The organism is Candidatus Nitrospira nitrosa, assembly GCF_001458735.1.
Classification (GTDB): domain Bacteria; phylum Nitrospirota; class Nitrospiria; order Nitrospirales; family Nitrospiraceae; genus Nitrospira_D; species Nitrospira_D nitrosa.
This window is the reverse complement of the sequence record NZ_CZQA01000010.1, coordinates 161293-176345: the sequence shown is the minus strand read 5'-3', so window position 1 is coordinate 176345 and position 15053 is coordinate 161293. Positions and strand designations below refer to the sequence as shown.

General features: G+C 56.2%; 16 protein-coding genes. 5 read left to right on the top strand and 11 right to left on the bottom strand.

Features of this window, described 5'->3' with window-relative positions; all coding sequences use genetic code 11:
- Window positions 1–73 precede the first annotated feature (73 nt).
- From COMA1_RS15335 to COMA1_RS15315, 5 genes are all read left to right on the top strand, one after another.
- Entirely contained in the window at window positions 74–1138 is a 1065-nt protein-coding gene (locus tag COMA1_RS15335) for a protein-glutamate methylesterase/protein-glutamine glutaminase (RefSeq protein ID WP_090750111.1), read from the top strand.
- A gap of 98 nt (window positions 1139–1236) precedes the next feature.
- Window positions 1237–1587 (top strand): STAS domain-containing protein, encoded by a 351-nt coding sequence (locus tag COMA1_RS15330; RefSeq protein ID WP_090750109.1) that lies wholly within the window; start codon window positions 1237–1239, stop codon window positions 1585–1587.
- 156 nt (window positions 1588–1743) lie between these two features.
- Window positions 1744–2955 carry a PP2C family protein-serine/threonine phosphatase gene (locus COMA1_RS15325; RefSeq protein WP_176698102.1) on the top strand — a complete coding sequence of 404 codons (1212 nt, stop codon included), beginning with the start codon at window positions 1744–1746 and terminating at the stop codon, window positions 2953–2955.
- On the top strand, window positions 2948–3319 hold the full coding sequence (locus COMA1_RS15320; RefSeq protein ID WP_090750105.1) for an Hpt domain-containing protein: 372 nt from the start codon (window positions 2948–2950) through the stop codon (window positions 3317–3319). The genes COMA1_RS15325 and COMA1_RS15320 overlap by 8 nt, the downstream gene beginning before the upstream one ends.
- Entirely contained in the window at window positions 3316–4218 is a 903-nt protein-coding gene (locus COMA1_RS15315; RefSeq protein WP_090750102.1) for an ATP-binding response regulator, read from the top strand. The genes COMA1_RS15320 and COMA1_RS15315 overlap by 4 nt, the downstream gene beginning before the upstream one ends.
- Window positions 4219–4311: 93 nt before the next feature.
- Here the strand turns inward: COMA1_RS15315 and gspK are convergent, their stop codons facing one another.
- The 11 genes from gspK to COMA1_RS15260 form a co-directional block, all read right to left on the bottom strand.
- Window positions 4312–5256 (bottom strand): type II secretion system minor pseudopilin GspK, encoded by a 945-nt coding sequence (gspK, locus tag COMA1_RS15310; protein ID WP_090750100.1) that lies wholly within the window; start codon window positions 5254–5256, stop codon window positions 4312–4314.
- Window positions 5243–5791, bottom strand: coding sequence for a type II secretion system protein GspM (gspM, locus tag COMA1_RS15305; protein WP_090750098.1), 549 nt, complete (start codon window positions 5789–5791; stop codon window positions 5243–5245). The genes gspK and gspM overlap by 14 nt, the downstream gene beginning before the upstream one ends.
- Window positions 5788–7377: a pilus assembly protein PilM gene (gene pilM / locus COMA1_RS15300; protein WP_090750096.1), complete on the bottom strand. Its 1590-nt coding sequence runs from the start codon at window positions 7375–7377 to the stop codon at window positions 5788–5790. The genes gspM and pilM overlap by 4 nt, the downstream gene beginning before the upstream one ends.
- Window positions 7378–7491: 114 nt before the next feature.
- Window positions 7492–8376, bottom strand: coding sequence for a type II secretion system protein GspN (gspN, locus tag COMA1_RS15295; RefSeq protein ID WP_176698101.1), 885 nt, complete (start codon window positions 8374–8376; stop codon window positions 7492–7494).
- Entirely contained in the window at window positions 8373–9008 is a 636-nt protein-coding gene (locus tag COMA1_RS15290) for a type II secretion system protein GspJ (protein WP_176698100.1), read from the bottom strand. The genes gspN and COMA1_RS15290 overlap by 4 nt, the downstream gene beginning before the upstream one ends.
- Entirely contained in the window at window positions 8980–9408 is a 429-nt protein-coding gene (locus COMA1_RS15285; RefSeq protein ID WP_176698099.1) for a prepilin-type N-terminal cleavage/methylation domain-containing protein, read from the bottom strand. Before COMA1_RS15285 ends, COMA1_RS15290 begins: the two co-directional genes overlap by 29 nt.
- Window positions 9409–9413: 5 nt before the next feature.
- The gene (locus COMA1_RS15280; RefSeq protein ID WP_090750088.1) at window positions 9414–10124 is read right to left on the bottom strand and encodes a prepilin-type N-terminal cleavage/methylation domain-containing protein; all 711 of its coding nucleotides are present in this window, start codon (window positions 10122–10124) and stop codon (window positions 9414–9416) included.
- 8 nt (window positions 10125–10132) lie between these two features.
- Window positions 10133–10669 carry a type II secretion system major pseudopilin GspG gene (gspG, locus tag COMA1_RS15275; RefSeq protein ID WP_090750086.1) on the bottom strand — a complete coding sequence of 179 codons (537 nt, stop codon included), beginning with the start codon at window positions 10667–10669 and terminating at the stop codon, window positions 10133–10135.
- Window positions 10670–10727: 58 nt separating this feature from the next.
- A complete protein-coding gene (gene gspF, locus COMA1_RS15270; RefSeq protein WP_090750084.1) occupies window positions 10728–11966 on the bottom strand; it encodes a type II secretion system inner membrane protein GspF in 1239 nt (412 codons plus the stop codon).
- A gap of 91 nt (window positions 11967–12057) precedes the next feature.
- Window positions 12058–13809, bottom strand: coding sequence for a type II secretion system ATPase GspE (gspE, locus tag COMA1_RS15265; protein WP_245631120.1), 1752 nt, complete (start codon window positions 13807–13809; stop codon window positions 12058–12060).
- A 302-nt stretch (window positions 13810–14111) separates the two neighbouring features.
- Window positions 14112–15032: a PDZ domain-containing protein gene (locus COMA1_RS15260; RefSeq protein ID WP_090750082.1), complete on the bottom strand. Its 921-nt coding sequence runs from the start codon at window positions 15030–15032 to the stop codon at window positions 14112–14114.
- Window positions 15033–15053 lie beyond the last annotated feature (21 nt).

Sequence of the window (15053 nt, the reverse complement as noted above, 5' to 3'; positions counted from 1 at the left end):
GTTCTCATTTCATGGTCCTTGTTTGAAATTGTCCGAGAACAAGAAGCCTGAAACCCGAAACGTAGGGGTGTTCATGAAGAAGATTCGAGTCCTCAACGTGGATGATTCGGCATTGATGCGCCAGGTCCTGGCATCGTTGCTCGCAAAGGATCAGGAGATCGAAGTCATCGGTTCGGCACCTGACCCCTATATCGCGCGAGAGAAGATCAAGGCGTTGAATCCCGATGTCATTACCCTGGATGTTGAAATGCCGAGGATGGATGGCATCACATTTCTCGAAAAACTCATGCGGGGGCACCCGATGCCTGTCGTGATGGTGAGCTCTCTTACCGAAGCAGGCTGTCAAACGACGCTCCGGGCCCTCGAACTCGGTGCGGTAGATTTTATTACCAAACCAAAAATCGACCTTCGTGAAGGAATGGATGAGGTGGCCCAGGATCTGATCGCAAAAGTCAAAGCAGCCGCCTGTGCCAATCTGAAGCGCATCTCACTCGGGGATCGCCCTACGGCCTCTGCGCAGCCGAGCCAGGTGTCAGGTCGCAACGGATCACAGGCCATGATCAAGACGACTGATACGATTATCGCCATCGGTTCCTCTACCGGGGGGACGGAAGCTGTCAAAGATGTCTTGGAGGTCCTTCCTCCCAATACGCCGCCTGTTCTGATTACGCAACACATGCCTGAGCGGTTTACGAAGACCTGGGCTGATAGGATGAATGGGCTCTGTCGGATCTCTGTCAAGGAGGCAGAAGACGGGGATAGCGTGTTGCCGGGACATGCCTTGGTTGCTCCTGGCGGCTATCATATGGCGCTGGAACGGAGCGGCGCCCGGTATACCGTTCGCATCAATCAGGATCCTCCGGTCAATCGGCATCGGCCATCGGTGGACGTCCTGTTTGCCTCCGTGGCGCGTTATGCCGGTGCCAATGCTATCGGGGTGATTTTGACCGGGATGGGTGGGGATGGTGCAAAGGAATTGTTGACGATGAAACAGGCGGGTGCGTTCACGATCGCGCAAGATGAGGCGAGCTGCGTCGTGTTTGGTATGCCGAAAGAAGCGATCAAAGCAGGAGCAGTGGATAAGGTGCTCCCCCTGGGCGATATTGCCGGGGCCATCTTAACGCATGTGAGCCGTTGATGAGAGTGACGTGTGAGGCTTGAAGCGTATCTCGATTTGGATTCGGACGCTTCACGTGCATACAGCAATCGCGATGGTTCTTAATTAAGGAGGTTGATATGGCGATGCAGACGAAAGAGCGCCCGGTCTTGAATGGCGTGGTGCTCGAGTTGACCGGGGATCTCACCTATGCCAATCGTGAGCAATTTAAAACGGCGGTGGAGGCCATTCGGCAAAAGGGTTGCCGGCATTTGATCCTGAATATGGCTGAAGTCCGCTTTGTCGATAGTTCAGGGCTTGGACTGCTGGCGCTTGTGTCTCAGAATTTTAAACTGAGCCAGGGAAAAGTCAGCATGTTGAAACCGCAAAGCTATGTGCGTGAAATCATGAGTCTTGCAAATATTCAGAAACTGATCCCTGTGTATGACAATGAGCAGGATGCATTGGCGGCACAGCAGAAAGCAGCCTAGACGGACGTCGTGCCGCCTTGTTCCTGAAACGTATTGTGTGTAGGAATCGTACGGTTCGAGTTGCTTGTTTCAGGTTTCATGCTGCCTACACAGGGCCTCCAAGACCTGGAACTCGGAACCAAAAATCTAAAGCCCCACCCCAACTCAGGGTGCCCAATGCCCTCAACCTCGGTTGAACACAGGACGCACGTCACACCTCAAACCGTGCTCATCATAGACGATGAGCCGACGGCTCGTGTTGCGTTGGCGGCTCGACTCAAACGGCTAGGGTATCGAGTCCTACAGGCTGATGACGGCAAGGTCGGGTTGGACATGCTCCGCCGTGAGCGTCCGGATTTGACGATCTTGGACTGGATGATGCCCGAGATGGATGGCCCCTCGTTCTGTGAACTGGTTCGCCAGGACCCAGAACTCTTGTCGAGTCAAATTCTGATGATGACGAGCAATGATCAACCGGAGCAGATCGCGGAAGGGTTGGCTCGCGGAGCGGATGATTTTCTCAGCAAGGCCGCCAGTAAGTATGAAATCACAGCTCGCGTGCAAGCCGGGATCCGTGCTGCGGGTTTGATCAGACGCCTGGAAGACGTCACGGCGGAGATCCGTCGAAAGCAAGACACACTCGAACGTGAATTACAGTCGGCGGCGCGGTATGTCGAGTCATTGCTTCCCGTGTCGGGGACGATCGTTCCCGGTGTAGAGATGGTTCGTGTGTATCGACCATCACTCGGGTTAGGCGGAGATCTCTTTAACGTGGTCCCGTGGAGTGACAACCTGTTGGGGCTGTATCTGCTTGATGCGTCTGGTCACGGCGTTTCACCGGCCTTGCGATCTGCGTCCTTTGCCACGTTTCTTCGCCGAGAGAGCTTGCTCCGTCATGTCGGGTCGAGTGATCCCGGGGCGATCCTGACTGAAGCCAACAAGCACTTTCCACTCACGGAGAACGGGCACTATTTCACGATCGTGTTTGCGACGCTTGATATCCGCTCTCATACCCTCTCTTACGCGACGGCGGGGCATAGCGGGGTATTTCTTCATCGCAAGTCCGGCGAGGTCTATTGGATCGCGAAACCGAATCTCCCGCTGGGGTTTGATTCGTCGACAATCTACGGCACGGAAGTGCTTTCGGTTGACCCCGGTGATCGGCTCTATGTGTTGAGTGACGGTCTCTATGAAGTGCCGGACGCAACTGGCAATCTGTGGGGACAAGATCGTTTAGAGCAGCTCGTTTGTACGCTTGGCCGGCAACCTCTGTCGGAGGTCTTGTCCAGTGCGGTCAACGAGGCAGTTCGGTGGCTGGGGCATGAGCAATTCCCTGATGATGTGGCGGTCATGGCGGTGGAATTGAGGGAGACACAGACTCATGAATGATCGTCTGAATCAGGAACCAGCTTTTAACTATGAAGAGGCGCTTGCTCGTGTGGATCAGGACCTCGAGACGCTCCTGATGATGATTGAGCTGTTTCTAGAGCATGGTCCCAAAGATTTGGCTCAAGCCCAGGCGGCTCTCGCTGCTGGAGATGCTGCTGCGGTGGCGCGATCCAGTCATCGATTGAAGGGGGCAATTTTACAGTTTTGTGCTCCGGCTGCTCTCCTGGCCTGCAAAGAATTAGAAGAGTCCGCGAAAGCCGGAAACCTGACCAAGGGTGGGGATCTCTATGCCACGTTGGAGCAGGAGCTTCATCGCCTGCTGGCTAGCCTGCGTCCGATCCTTGACCAAGGAATGGCTGCATGAATATGCCGTTACCAGTGGATCAACTGTTGGTCATCGATCCCTGCGTGGAGACGCAATCGCAAATTGCCCGTTACGTGCAAGGCCGAGGGTTTGCGGTGACGAGCGTTCCCGACCCTGTGGTTGCAATGGCCAAAATTGAGGAGGCGGCTCCGGATGTTGTGATCACCGACATGTTTCTTCCGGGCGGTGCCGGAGTGGCGTTGGTCAAGGAGCTCAAGGCCCGGCATGAGCCATGTCCGGTGATCGTCATGGCGCAGAATGCGCCGGAACGACTGATCGTCGAGGCATTGCGTGGCGGGGCATTTGATTACCTGCACAAGCCCGTTGCCGAGGAAGAACTGTACTCCGTGCTGCAGCGTGCTCAGGACTTCCTGCCTTGTCATCCGCTGGATGTGCCGGGGGCTCGACAATTTGACTATGAGTTGACCATTGATTCTGATCCTGGGTATATCCCCGGAGTCATTTCGTGGCTGCTCAAGATGACCGCTTTTGCATTACCGCCGGTTCAGAGAATCCATATTCAGGGTGCGCTGCAAGAATTACTCTTCAATGCCGTTGAACATGGGAATCTCGAGATTCAAGACCTGGAAAAACAGGAGGCTCTGGCCAGTGGTTGTTATGATCAGTTGCTGGCTCAACGGGTGGCGCAACCGCGTCTCAGAGCACGCCGTGTGACAATTCGTGTGTTTCACGAGCGGAGTGAGAACCATCTGGAGTATCGGATCACTGATGAAGGAAAGGGATTCCCCTGGAGGACGGTGCTGGCACGATCTCAGGAAATCCGCGAATCGGAGGGTGCGAGTGGCCGAGGGATCGTTCTGACGCGAGCTTTTTTCCCAAGTCTGACCTACAATGAACGGGGGAATGAAGTCACGATCACAGTGCCACTAGGCGGGTGAGATGCATGGTTTCCTGTTTCGTGTTGCGGGATTCTGGTGTCCGACAAGAAACGTGAGACTTGCACCGCGAAGCTCAACCCCCCTCATGTTCCGCTAGAGAATCCGCAAGTATTCCACCGTACTATCTCCCTTGCCGGCATCTCGTTTCAAAATGACCAGCGAGCTCTTGGTGGTTTCATTGACGGTGATAGCCAGACGTGCCGAAAAATAATCAGACTTAATGTCGTAATCGTTTCGCAGTGTCCGGCCGATTTCTTGAAAGCTGCTGACCCGGTCGAGTTCCACTTTGGTCTTGAACGGTCGCCCCTGCACGATCTCCATCGCTACGGATTGAGTGACGGCCGGGTCTAAGGTCTGAAGCACGATCGGATCGGCCGTGTTGACATTCATGGCGGCACTGCCCTCCATGGGAAAGACGGTGATGTAGGGCGTGATCCGCTCGATGACCTCCGGCGTAAATCCCTTGATGAGCCTCAAATCCCCCAAGCCCGGGAGGGGACTGTTGGCGGCGCGGTAGGGTGGTCTCAAAGATTGATAGTAGAGGCTCTCGGCGCCGGCCGGCTGAGGGGCTTCGTCCTGGTCCACCCAATCGATGAGCGCATCAACCAGATTGGGGCTGATTCTCAGCAACTCAAAGAGTCGTTTGACCCGGGCCACCTTCTTCTTTTGCTCCAGCTCACCTCCTGAGGTCGAGGCAAGATCGTTTAGGTTCACTTTCCCCGTCTCGTCCCGGATCTGAGCGGTGAGGAACCCGTCGCCGATCGGCAACTGCTTGATCGGCATAGCCCAGATATCGGTCGGACCGTCGTATTTCTGGCCGGTCATCTTTTCCCGCAACAGATCTTGGAGCAGCACGGCTTTTGTGGCCTGGACGGCGGCCCGGGTCAGCATGGTGGCTTTATAGTCGTCGCGAAAGGTGGCGGCTGCTCGGTATTCTCGTCTGGCCTCTGCGTCGAATTCGAGTATGAGGGCGGTGAGGAGGGTCAGGACCAGGAGCGCAAGCAGTAATGCGATACCGCGATCATCAGCTCTTGGCATAACTCAAGACTCGAACGGTGGCATCGAGATTGACGGGGTTGTCGAATTTTGGACGGATCTGCAGATGGCGAACGTGTAGGTCATAGGGAGCCTGATTGATCGCAGCCAGTAACGCCAATAACTCTGGGAGTTGGACGCCTTCCAATCGGAGATCGACCGCGGTCTCTTGGTAGCCCTGCGCTAAGGACTGGACATGCGGCTGCATGCCGGTAATCTGTTCTCGTACCTGTGCCGTCGTCGCCGCCTCTTCGATGAAGGTGAGGAGCGAGAAATGGCTCTCAGGTTGAGGCATGCGGCTCTCGATCATGCTCAAGCGATCTCGCTTCGCGAGATAGGATTGGCCGAGTTGAGCCAATTCGGCAAGATCCTTCTGTTTGCGCGTGGCTTGGCGCTCCAGGCGCTCCAGATTGTCCAACAGTGGGTCGACAATCAGGACGAACAACACACTGAGTCCAAGCACGATCCCACCTGCGAGCAGGAGCGTCCGCTCTCGCCGAGACATGTGATGCCAGCGTTCTTTGAAGCCCTGTATCATGGCTTCTCCACCGTGACGGATATGCGAAAAACGACTTGATTGGGTGAGGCGCCCACGCGGGTTTCCGTGACGGAGACCTCCGCTAAGCGTGGGCTTGCTGCAAACGCTTGCTTGATTCGCTCCACCGCATCGAATGAGGAGGTTTCTCCCTCCATGAGGATGACCGCCCCATCCACGGTCAGCTCGCGTACCTTGATCATCGTACCAGGTGGAAGTTGTTTCACGAACGTCGAGAGAGTGAAGAGGACTTTTCCATCCGTGGCATCGACCAACCCGAGGGCCTTATCGAGGACGCCGATGCGGTATTTTGCTTGATCGACTTCCTCCCCGGGCGAGGCGCCCGTCCCGGTCCCAAAGACTTGCTCGTACTGACTGAGGAGCGCGGCTCTCAATCGTGTGACACGCTGGTCTTGCAGAAAGTAGTGAACCGAGAAGTCCAGGAGCGCCAGCACGGCGATGACTAGCCCTGCAATGATCGCCAAGCGGCGATTTTGCTTCATGGTGGCCACATCCGGTGATGCGGCGTCGGACACGCTTTTGAGGTCGAGCGCGAGCCCCAAGGGGGAGGACTTGAATCGCCACCGTGGGCGAACAATCTTGGGGTGAATGGCCAATCCGAATGCAATGGAAAATGCTCTTGGGGTGTCGGCTCCAAACCCCTGTCGTGGCCCGACTGCGTAGAGTCCTAATTGTCGAGAGAGGTGTCCGCCGATCTCCACCATCTTTGATCCGCCTCCGCAAATCCAGCAGTGGGTTAACCGACTCCGCTCGTTCCCTTGGTAGGCCTGCAAGGTAATACGAAGCTCCTTCACGATCGGCTCCAGCAAGCCGCTCACCTGGTCCACCGCGATGGTTCGTTTGTGGCGTTCGGCATCGGCGAAGCTGTAGGCATGTTGGGCGGCCAACGCATGTGTGAGGTGGTTGCCGCCCCACAGAATCGTTCGGAGCATGACCGGGCGTCCACCTTCTACCAGGCAGAGCGTGGTTTTGGAGGCACCGATATCGATGATCGCCAAGTCTTGCGGAACGGTTGCTCCTTCTCCTTGAAGGTATTGCGTCACGGAAAACAGCGCCATGGCATCGACGTTGATCGCGGAGGGTTCGATATCGGCCTGGGCCAGGAATCGGAGGTGCTCGGCGACTTTGTCCCTGGGTGCCGCCGTGACCAGCACCTCGGAGCCTTTGCTGTCGCGAGGAGGTCCTTCGAGAGACTGGCCGGGAGGCAAGACGAGGCTGTCGACCGCCAGGTCCTCAAGCGCCATTGGGACGAGGTTCTCAACTTCAAACGGAACGACTTGCGCCAGTTTGGCTGCATCGTTGAAGGGGAAGGAGAGGGTACGAACAAAGAGGTCTTGACAGGGGATCGCCGTGACCAATCGATCGGTGGCGTAGAGTCCGTGGCGCCAGAGGAAGCCTCGAAGGGATTGGACGCGCCGAGCCGGCTCCAGATCCTCCGGGCGGGAAAACGGCAAGGAATGTTGAAAGTAATCGACGGTTTCGCGTCCGCTTAGTCGGCGACGGAACCGGACGGCCTTCAACCCCGTTTGTCCGATATCCAACCCGACACATTCATTGACAATCGCCATGAATTCAGCCTTTACCTTCGTTTCGAGTTTCTAGTGTCGTGTGTCAATCCTACCGACAACATGCGACCTGGCACGCACAACCAGACACTCGACACCTGAAACTTTCCGACTACTTTACAACGCGATCCGTGCCTGTGCCAAGGTTCCTATGATCTTGACGGTGATGGGAGTTCCAGGAGGAAACGATGGGAGGCCGAGGGTTGCCGCCTTTGAGGCAAACCCAGGACCAGGGATCAGCGTCACCGTCAGCGCCAGTTGACTATTTGGGATCTGGTTTTGCAGAGTAATCTGTCCTTGGCCTTCAAACGATCCATCCAACCCCTCACCCTTCAATTGCGTGACATCGCAGACGAGGTTTCTACAGGAAAGCCCGGCTGCGGCCCTGCTGAATGTCAGCGACAAGATTTTGCCATTGCCAAGCGGAATCTGGTCGATCTCCAAGTCCGTGGCCTCTGCGGTCCAGGTTCCCTCGCTCCTCAGGACGTTGGGGGAAGAGGGATCGGAAGCCACTCGATGAGAAAATTCTCCGTTGAGAGTCCCCCGGGTGACGTATCGACGGATGAGTTTCGGTAAATCGACCTGTTGGAGTTGTCCCTTGAGTGTCAGCGGGCCGGCCATGGAGAACGTCGCTGCGGTGAGCGTCCCCTTGACGAAGTTTGTGCGAGGAGTCGGTTCGCTCAGTTGGACAAGAACGTCGAGGCCGAGGGTGCCTCGAAGTGCCTCGAAGACACCGAGCCGGGCCTGCAGGCTGGTCAGCTCAACCGGATCGAGGTTCGGTTTTGAGAGACTCACATTCCGCCATTCCAGGCTGAGCGGCAGTCCGATCGTCCAATCCGCAATGCGGATGTCCAGGCCGGTGGCTCGTTTCAGTTCTGCCACGACACGGTTCTGGAGCGCACTATAGGGGAAGGTGGCAATCAGGCAGAGGGCAAGGATGCTGATCCCGCCGATGGTCCATGACAGAATTTCTTTCCAGGCGTCAGGCCATTTGATGGTCATGATGTTCCAATGGTGACCCATTCCCGCACCGTCCACGGTGCGGCATCGGGATACTGAAATGTTATTTCAAGTAACACGGCTTTAGGCAACTTGCTGGCGTTTGGCCATTCGTCGAGCCAGACACGGTTCTGCTCATCGTAATAGCGGATATTGAACGCGTGAACTCGGTCGGCTAATTCCATTTGATCAAGCGATTCGTTGGTATCCGTCAAGGTATAGAGGTTTTTTCGAACGAACCGAATCAATCGATCGCGTTCGCGCGTATACACGACTCGAACGGCGTCGCTTTCCTTGGCCGTGGTGGTCACGGTAAGTAGCTCCTGGCTCATGGCGAGGATCGCCAGGGTATCGGCGGGCTGGCCGTCTTGTGTCCCGTTCATCCCAACCCACGGGTACGCGATCGACCGCTTGCTGAGTGCAATCTCTTCCGCCATCAAGCGGAGAATCTTCCTGACGGTTTGTTCTCGGGTCGTGTGTTCTCTCCCTGCCTCTACGGTCTGTGTCGTCGTCAAGAGTGACGCGAAGACCATGGCCGCGATGGTGCCGAGCAGCGTCACGGCGACCAGGACTTCAACGAGGGTGAATCCTTGTTGCCTGGTTGCCTTACGAGGGGAGGCGGGTTGCGAGCACATAGGTGCTGACCTCCAACGATTCTTCTCGCTCACCGCGCGGCCACGATATTTTGATGCGAACTTCTCGAACAAAATCGAGCGGAGTCGGTACAATGGTGCGCTTCCATCGATAGCCCACTGCTCGTGGAACCGCTTGAAGCGCGGTCTGAGATCCCAGCGGGAGAGGCGAGAACTCTCCCAGGGTTTCTCCAACGGCATACTGACCAGCGAGTTCAACCTCAAGAAGTTTCTCCTGTGCCAACAGGGTTGCGGCGGTGAGCTCGGTCGCCCGGCTTTGGAGATCGAGGTCAAAGTTTCTCAGACCAAGAAGGACGGGTAGCGCGATGGCCAGTACCGCAATGGCCAGGAGGACTTCAAGGAGCGTGAATCCACGCTCACCGGCCATGGGGTAGTTTGTCACAGAAATCATTGCACCCCGCGGGGGGGTGGGGGGCCTCCTCGTGCCGCTCCACCGGCGTCTGCTTGGGTGCTGGCTTTTAGGAGGATCTTCACACGGTCAGGGGTCAGGCGGTTTAGCGGTAGATCGAACCGTTCGTCACTGACCCGAATGGCCCCGGTCAAGGAATCGACCGCTACCCCCAAGAGATGACTTTTGTCGTCCATGAGATATATCGTCACCGGCTCGATCCGTCCATTGGGGAAGAATGTCACTCCCACTCGTCCCGACATACGTTTGTCTTGTCCGATGGAGACCTCAGTCAAGCGAATGGATTCCGGAAGCGGTCGCGGTAATTTCCATGCAGGATCCAGAGGAAGCCGTTCTTCTTTTCCTTCCACCACCATCATCCAGTAGAGTCCCTGGTCCAGGTCCAGGTAGAGCCTGAGCGGTGTTTGATCGATGGCCGCTTGGCCTTGGAAGGTTCGCAGCAGTCCGACCAGTTTCCTCCCGGTAGAGCGCAAGTCTTCCTCAAAGGTGATGCGAGGCAAGATCACGGCTAGGACTCCACCCAGCAAAAACAAGGCGATCAGCATTTCCAGGAGGGTGAAGCCCGACGATGAGCGTAGGTCGTGAAGGGTGAAGGGTGAGGGGTAGGAGGCGGAGGATTGCTCCTGAAGAGCTGATGACCGATGGCTGATCGCTGATAGCCTGATGCCGAGCCAATGATGAATCACCATTGATGTCTTTACTCTTTGTCGAGATTCCAATTCGTGATGTCGGCGTTGATGCCCTCACCCCCGACTTCACCATCGGTGCCGAGTGAGGTCACTTCGTAATCAAGTTTCTGATCCGCCCGTTGCACCGGGCTGAGATACTTGTAGGGATTGCCCCATGGATCTTCTGGCAGCTTGGGGAGGTATCCGCCGATCTTCCATTTCTTGGGGATCACTCCAACCGACGGCTTTTCAACCAACGCCTTGAGGCCCTGTTCCGTGGTGGGATAGATGCCATTATCCAGTTTATAGAGCTGGAGCGCCCCCTCGAGATTGCGAATCTGTACTTTAGCCGCTGTGCGCTTGGCATCATCGGTTCGGCCCATGATGCGCGGGACGACCAGCGCCGCAAGGATGGCCAAAATGGCCACGACAACCATAATTTCAATGAAGGTAAAACCGGCTGAGTTTGCCGTCGTTCGAAGGAACAGGTTGAGAGCCCCACAATGGTGTGCGCGCTGTTCCAGAATTTGAGTGCGGTGTGGGCCCTGAGTGTCGGAATCTGTCATGGTCAGTCCCCCTTTAGCTCGTTCACAGTTGTCAGTGCGCATATGTGAGTTTGTTTTCTTAATGGACCATTTGGCCCATCTCAAAGATGGGTAATAGTATCGCAACGACGATGAAAAATACGATCACGCCCATCACGAGAATCATGATCGGTTCCATCAGTGAGGTCAACCGTGTAATGACCCGTTCGACTTCGCCGTCATAGATGTGGCTCACCCGGCGTAACATCTCCTCCATCTCACCGCTTTTTTCTCCGACGGCGATCATGTGCGTGACGAGAGCGGGGAATTCTCCGCTGCGCTTCAGTGGATCAGCGATCGTCTCACCCTCGCGGATATTCTGCCTGGCGCTTTCAACCGTTTCCTCAAGCACTCGATTGTTCATGACCCGCTTGGAGACATCCAAGGCATCGAGCAACTGCACACCGCTTCCCAACATTGTGGACAACGTGCTTGTCAGTCGGGAGATGGAGACCATCCGTGCGACGTCTCCGATCAACGGGAGCTTCAATGTCAGGCGGTCCACCACCATGCGGCCTCGTTCCGTGCGGATAAATTGTCGAATTCCATAGATGCCGGCGAGAACCAGCCCGATCAACACCATCCAATAATCAGAGAAAACCTGGCTGGTCGACATGAGGGCGACGGTCGGCCATGGCAAAGCCTGTTTTTGTTGGGCAAAGACCTGCGTGATCTTGGGAACGACGAAGGTAATGAGGAAAAATAGGATGACGGTTCCGATGACCAACATGATCACCGGGTAGAGCATCGCATTGGTCACTTTGGTTCGGAGGGCTTGCTGTTTTTCAAGAAACTCCGCCAGTCTGAATAAAATCTGATCGAGTGCCCCACTCGCTTCACCGGCTCGAACCATATGGACATAGATAGGGGAAAAATCCTTGTCGTACGTTTCCAAGACGACGCTCAACGCTTTTCCCCCACGGACTTGCTCCCTGATGTCGGCGAGCAGGGACTTGATCGGTTTCTTTTCGGCCTGATCGACGAGTACGCCAAGGGCATCGACCAGCGGTAAACCAGCGACGAGCAGCGTGGCAAACTGCCTAGTGAGCAGGGATAGATCGTTGGCCGTGAGTACCGATGTTCGTCCGATGACCCGTGAGGGTTTGGTGCGGGTTGTGGATGCTGTTCGACTGGACGTTTGTCCCTGCTCTACGACATCGGTTGGGTAGACACCCTCTTTGCGAAGTTTCAACCGCGCGACTTTGACGTTTTCAGCGTCGATGATTCCAGTCGCTGTTCCCCCGTCACTGCGGTATCCCTGGTATTGGTAGACGGGCATGATCAACCGATTTCAGGAACGACCCAAGCCGGCGATGCAGCCTGATGCTGGTGGGACCGGACGTGGTGAGGGATGGAGAAATAGAATTGCATCAGTCTACGTCGATCTCTTGTTGGGTGATCCGCATGACTTCTTCCAATGTGGTCTGGCCCTGGATGACTCGCTCCGCACCTTCCTGCTTCAATGTCACCATGCCTTTTGCGATCGCTGTCTGTTTGATGGCAGTCGAGTCCGCCTTGCCGCCGATGAGTCGTCGAATGTCATCGTCCAATACCATCAGTTCAAAGATGCCGATACGTCCGCGATAGCCGGTTTGGGAACAGGCGGCGCAGCCGGCTCCTCGATACAGTGTCACTGCGGAACCAGGCGGTAAGTCCAGCCGACCCAGTTCGTCTTCACTGGCCCGATAGGGGCGCTTGCAGTCGGGACAAATCCGTCTGAGTAACCGTTGCGCCAGCACGGCGACGACCGATGAGGCGACCAGAAAGGGCTCAATCCCCATGTCAATAAGCCGTGTGGCGGCGCTCGCGGCGTCGTTCGTATGGAGTGTCGAGAAGACCAAATGTCCGGTGAGTGACGCGTGGATGGCGATCTCCGCCGTTTCACGGTCGCGGATTTCCCCGATCATGATCACATCAGGATCCTGTCGAAGAATCGACCGTAGCCCGGCGGCAAACGTGAGATTGATTTTCGGGTTGACCTGCATTTGCCCGACGCCAAGCAGCTGGTATTCGACCGGATCCTCAACGGTGATGATGTTCTTGTCCGGCGAGTTAATGTGGGTCAGTGCGGCATAGAGGGTGGTTGTTTTCCCGCTTCCCGTTGGGCCGGTGACGAGTATGATCCCGTGTGCCAGTTGGATGAGCTGGTGAATGACCACCAGACGGTCTTTGGAAAACCCCATCTCAGAGAGATTCAGTAGACGATTCTCCTTTTCCAGTAAGCGCAACACAACCCGCTCACCATGCGAGGTGGGGAGGACAGACACGCGGAGATCGACGTCCTTTCCGGCCGTTCGAATCGCGAACCGACCGTCCTGCGGCAGCCGTTTCTCGGCAATATTCAATCCGGCCATGATCTTGAGGCGTGCGATGATGCTGGCTTGCAAGTGTTTGGGCGGTGTGAGGACCGGGTAGAGGACGCCGTCGATACGATAGCGGACCACCAACCCCCGTTCGAACGATTCGAAGTGGATGTCACTGGCTCGTTGCCGAACCGCCTGGAATAGGACCGAGTTGACGAGTCGGATGATCGGGGCCTCGTCGGTCGCATCGAGCAGATCTTGCGGCTCGTCGAGTTCGTGCGCCAGCTGGTCGAGGCTTTCGTTCGCCGCGATATCCTCCATCACTTCTTCGGCGCCTGCCGGATTCGCAATGTCGTCGTAGGCTCGATTGAGCCTCGCGAGGAGCGCGACAGTACTGGTCAAGACCGGCGCGATCGGTTTCCCCAACAACAAGCGAAGATCATCCATGGCGACGGTTTCCAACGGATCACTCGATGCCGTAAGAATGGCTCCGTTTTCGTCTCGCATCGGCAGAACGCGGTAGCGCCGGCAGAAGGCGATCGGAACCTTCTTGATGACCTCATGATCGACATGTGTGCTGTCAAGGTGGGGGATCCAGGTCATGTCGAATTGCTGGGCCAGGGCTTCCAGCACCTGTTCTTCCCGCAGTATGCGCAGGTGCAACAGCACTTCTCCCAACCGACCACCCTTCTCCTGCTGGTAGGCGAGCGCTTCCTCAAGCTTCAGTTCCGAGAGGTGAAACTTTTCCCTGAGAATCTCTCCCAGGCGTGGCCGCGTCACACTGACATTGGGTCGCTGGGGCTCGTCTTGTTCAGACACGTATTCTCTGACCTCTTACCCGTAACTCACGTACTTGAGATGGGGGTTCGCTATCGAGTCTTACTATCTTTCCAAGGGTAAAGATACTCTCCCTGAGGACGACCTGGCAAGAACATGGAAAGATTGTTACGGAAAATCGAGGCCTTGTGCCTGTCGTTCAGAGTGATCTTTCGTGACACATCGAGTTTCAGGTTTCACGATTCGGAGCTCAGGTATTGAGCAGGCACCAGCAACTTGACGTGAGAAACTCGAAAATCTTCGGCTGTTGCGTTCCGTAGATTGTGCCACTGCCAACGGTGGGATCAGCGAAGTTCGTACGTGATGGTCGATCGTTGGTTGTTTCGGACCAGGTCGAGTTTCACGGTCTGCTCGTTTTTGAGTTGCTGAAGTAGATTCAACATGGTACTTGGATCTCGAATATCGACGCCATTGACCCGCTGCAGCACATCTCCAGTCTGGACCCCGATTTTTTCGTAAAAGCTCGCGGGTGCAATGTAGTCCAGACGAAACCCGTTGATGGCGCCGTTGACCGTATTCGGTACCGCTCGTGCCTGTGAGAGGAGTTTCGGGAGGTCATTCATGGCCTGTTCCACTTCACGACGATCCACCACTTTGCGAAGCGGCGACATTGGTGGGGCGGTCGCCTGGGGACCGGGAATAGCGCCAGGAGTACCCATCTGCGCGGCCAGTCCTTCCGAGATCCCCAGTTCCAACAACTCTTCGACATTGCCTTGACGGATGATAATTCCCTTCCGACGGATCTCGGTGACTTCGCCGAGATCGAGTACGGAGTCGTGCAAGTGGTACAACGATTGCTGTTTCGAGGAAAGTTCTTCTACGATGGCAAAGACACCACGCTGATCACCGAGTACCGTGCCGATCAAGCGAAGCTTCCCAGCCAGCCCGAGGGACGCTCGAACTACTGGACCGCTGGATCCTCGTCGGCCAGACGAGGTGCCGCCGGTCGATCCATTCTCAGGAGTCTGTGGAAGCAAAAAGAGACCACTGGAGCGAATATGCTCGATGGCCTGCGTCGGCGAATAGGACGCGATCAACGGCGTCCCTGCCGAGGGGCCATTCCCGGATCCCGCAGCCCGTTCCGGAATAACGTAGAGGGTATCGGCCACAAACGCATTGATGGCATGTGCCAGGAGTAACCCGGAGACCCCCATACACAGCAACAAGCCGATGCGGCGAACATTTTGAGGAGCAACAGTTGCCACAGACAATAGTCTCTCCGCTCT

Excerpts from the sequence above, each read along its gene's own strand:
- COMA1_RS15335 (WP_090750111.1), top strand. The coding sequence starts at position 74 with ATGAAGAAGATTCGAGTCCTCAACGTGGATGATTCGGCATTGATGCGC.
- COMA1_RS15330 (WP_090750109.1), top strand. The coding sequence starts at position 1,237 with ATGGCGATGCAGACGAAAGAGCGCCCGGTCTTGAATGGCGTGGTGCTC.
- COMA1_RS15325 (WP_176698102.1), top strand. The coding sequence starts at position 1,744 with ATGCCCTCAACCTCGGTTGAACACAGGACGCACGTCACACCTCAAACC.
- COMA1_RS15320 (WP_090750105.1), top strand. The coding sequence starts at position 2,948 with ATGAATGATCGTCTGAATCAGGAACCAGCTTTTAACTATGAAGAGGCG.
- COMA1_RS15315 (WP_090750102.1), top strand. The coding sequence starts at position 3,316 with ATGAATATGCCGTTACCAGTGGATCAACTGTTGGTCATCGATCCCTGC.
- gspK (WP_090750100.1), bottom strand. The coding sequence starts at position 5,256 with ATGCCAAGAGCTGATGATCGCGGTATCGCATTACTGCTTGCGCTCCTG.
- gspM (WP_090750098.1), bottom strand. The coding sequence starts at position 5,791 with ATGATACAGGGCTTCAAAGAACGCTGGCATCACATGTCTCGGCGAGAG.
- pilM (WP_090750096.1), bottom strand. The coding sequence starts at position 7,377 with ATGGCGATTGTCAATGAATGTGTCGGGTTGGATATCGGACAAACGGGG.
- gspN (WP_176698101.1), bottom strand. The coding sequence starts at position 8,376 with ATGACCATCAAATGGCCTGACGCCTGGAAAGAAATTCTGTCATGGACC.
- COMA1_RS15290 (WP_176698100.1), bottom strand. The coding sequence starts at position 9,008 with ATGTGCTCGCAACCCGCCTCCCCTCGTAAGGCAACCAGGCAACAAGGA.
- COMA1_RS15280 (WP_090750088.1), bottom strand. The coding sequence starts at position 10,124 with ATGGTGATTCATCATTGGCTCGGCATCAGGCTATCAGCGATCAGCCAT.
- gspG (WP_090750086.1), bottom strand. The coding sequence starts at position 10,669 with ATGACAGATTCCGACACTCAGGGCCCACACCGCACTCAAATTCTGGAA.
- gspF (WP_090750084.1), bottom strand. The coding sequence starts at position 11,966 with ATGCCCGTCTACCAATACCAGGGATACCGCAGTGACGGGGGAACAGCG.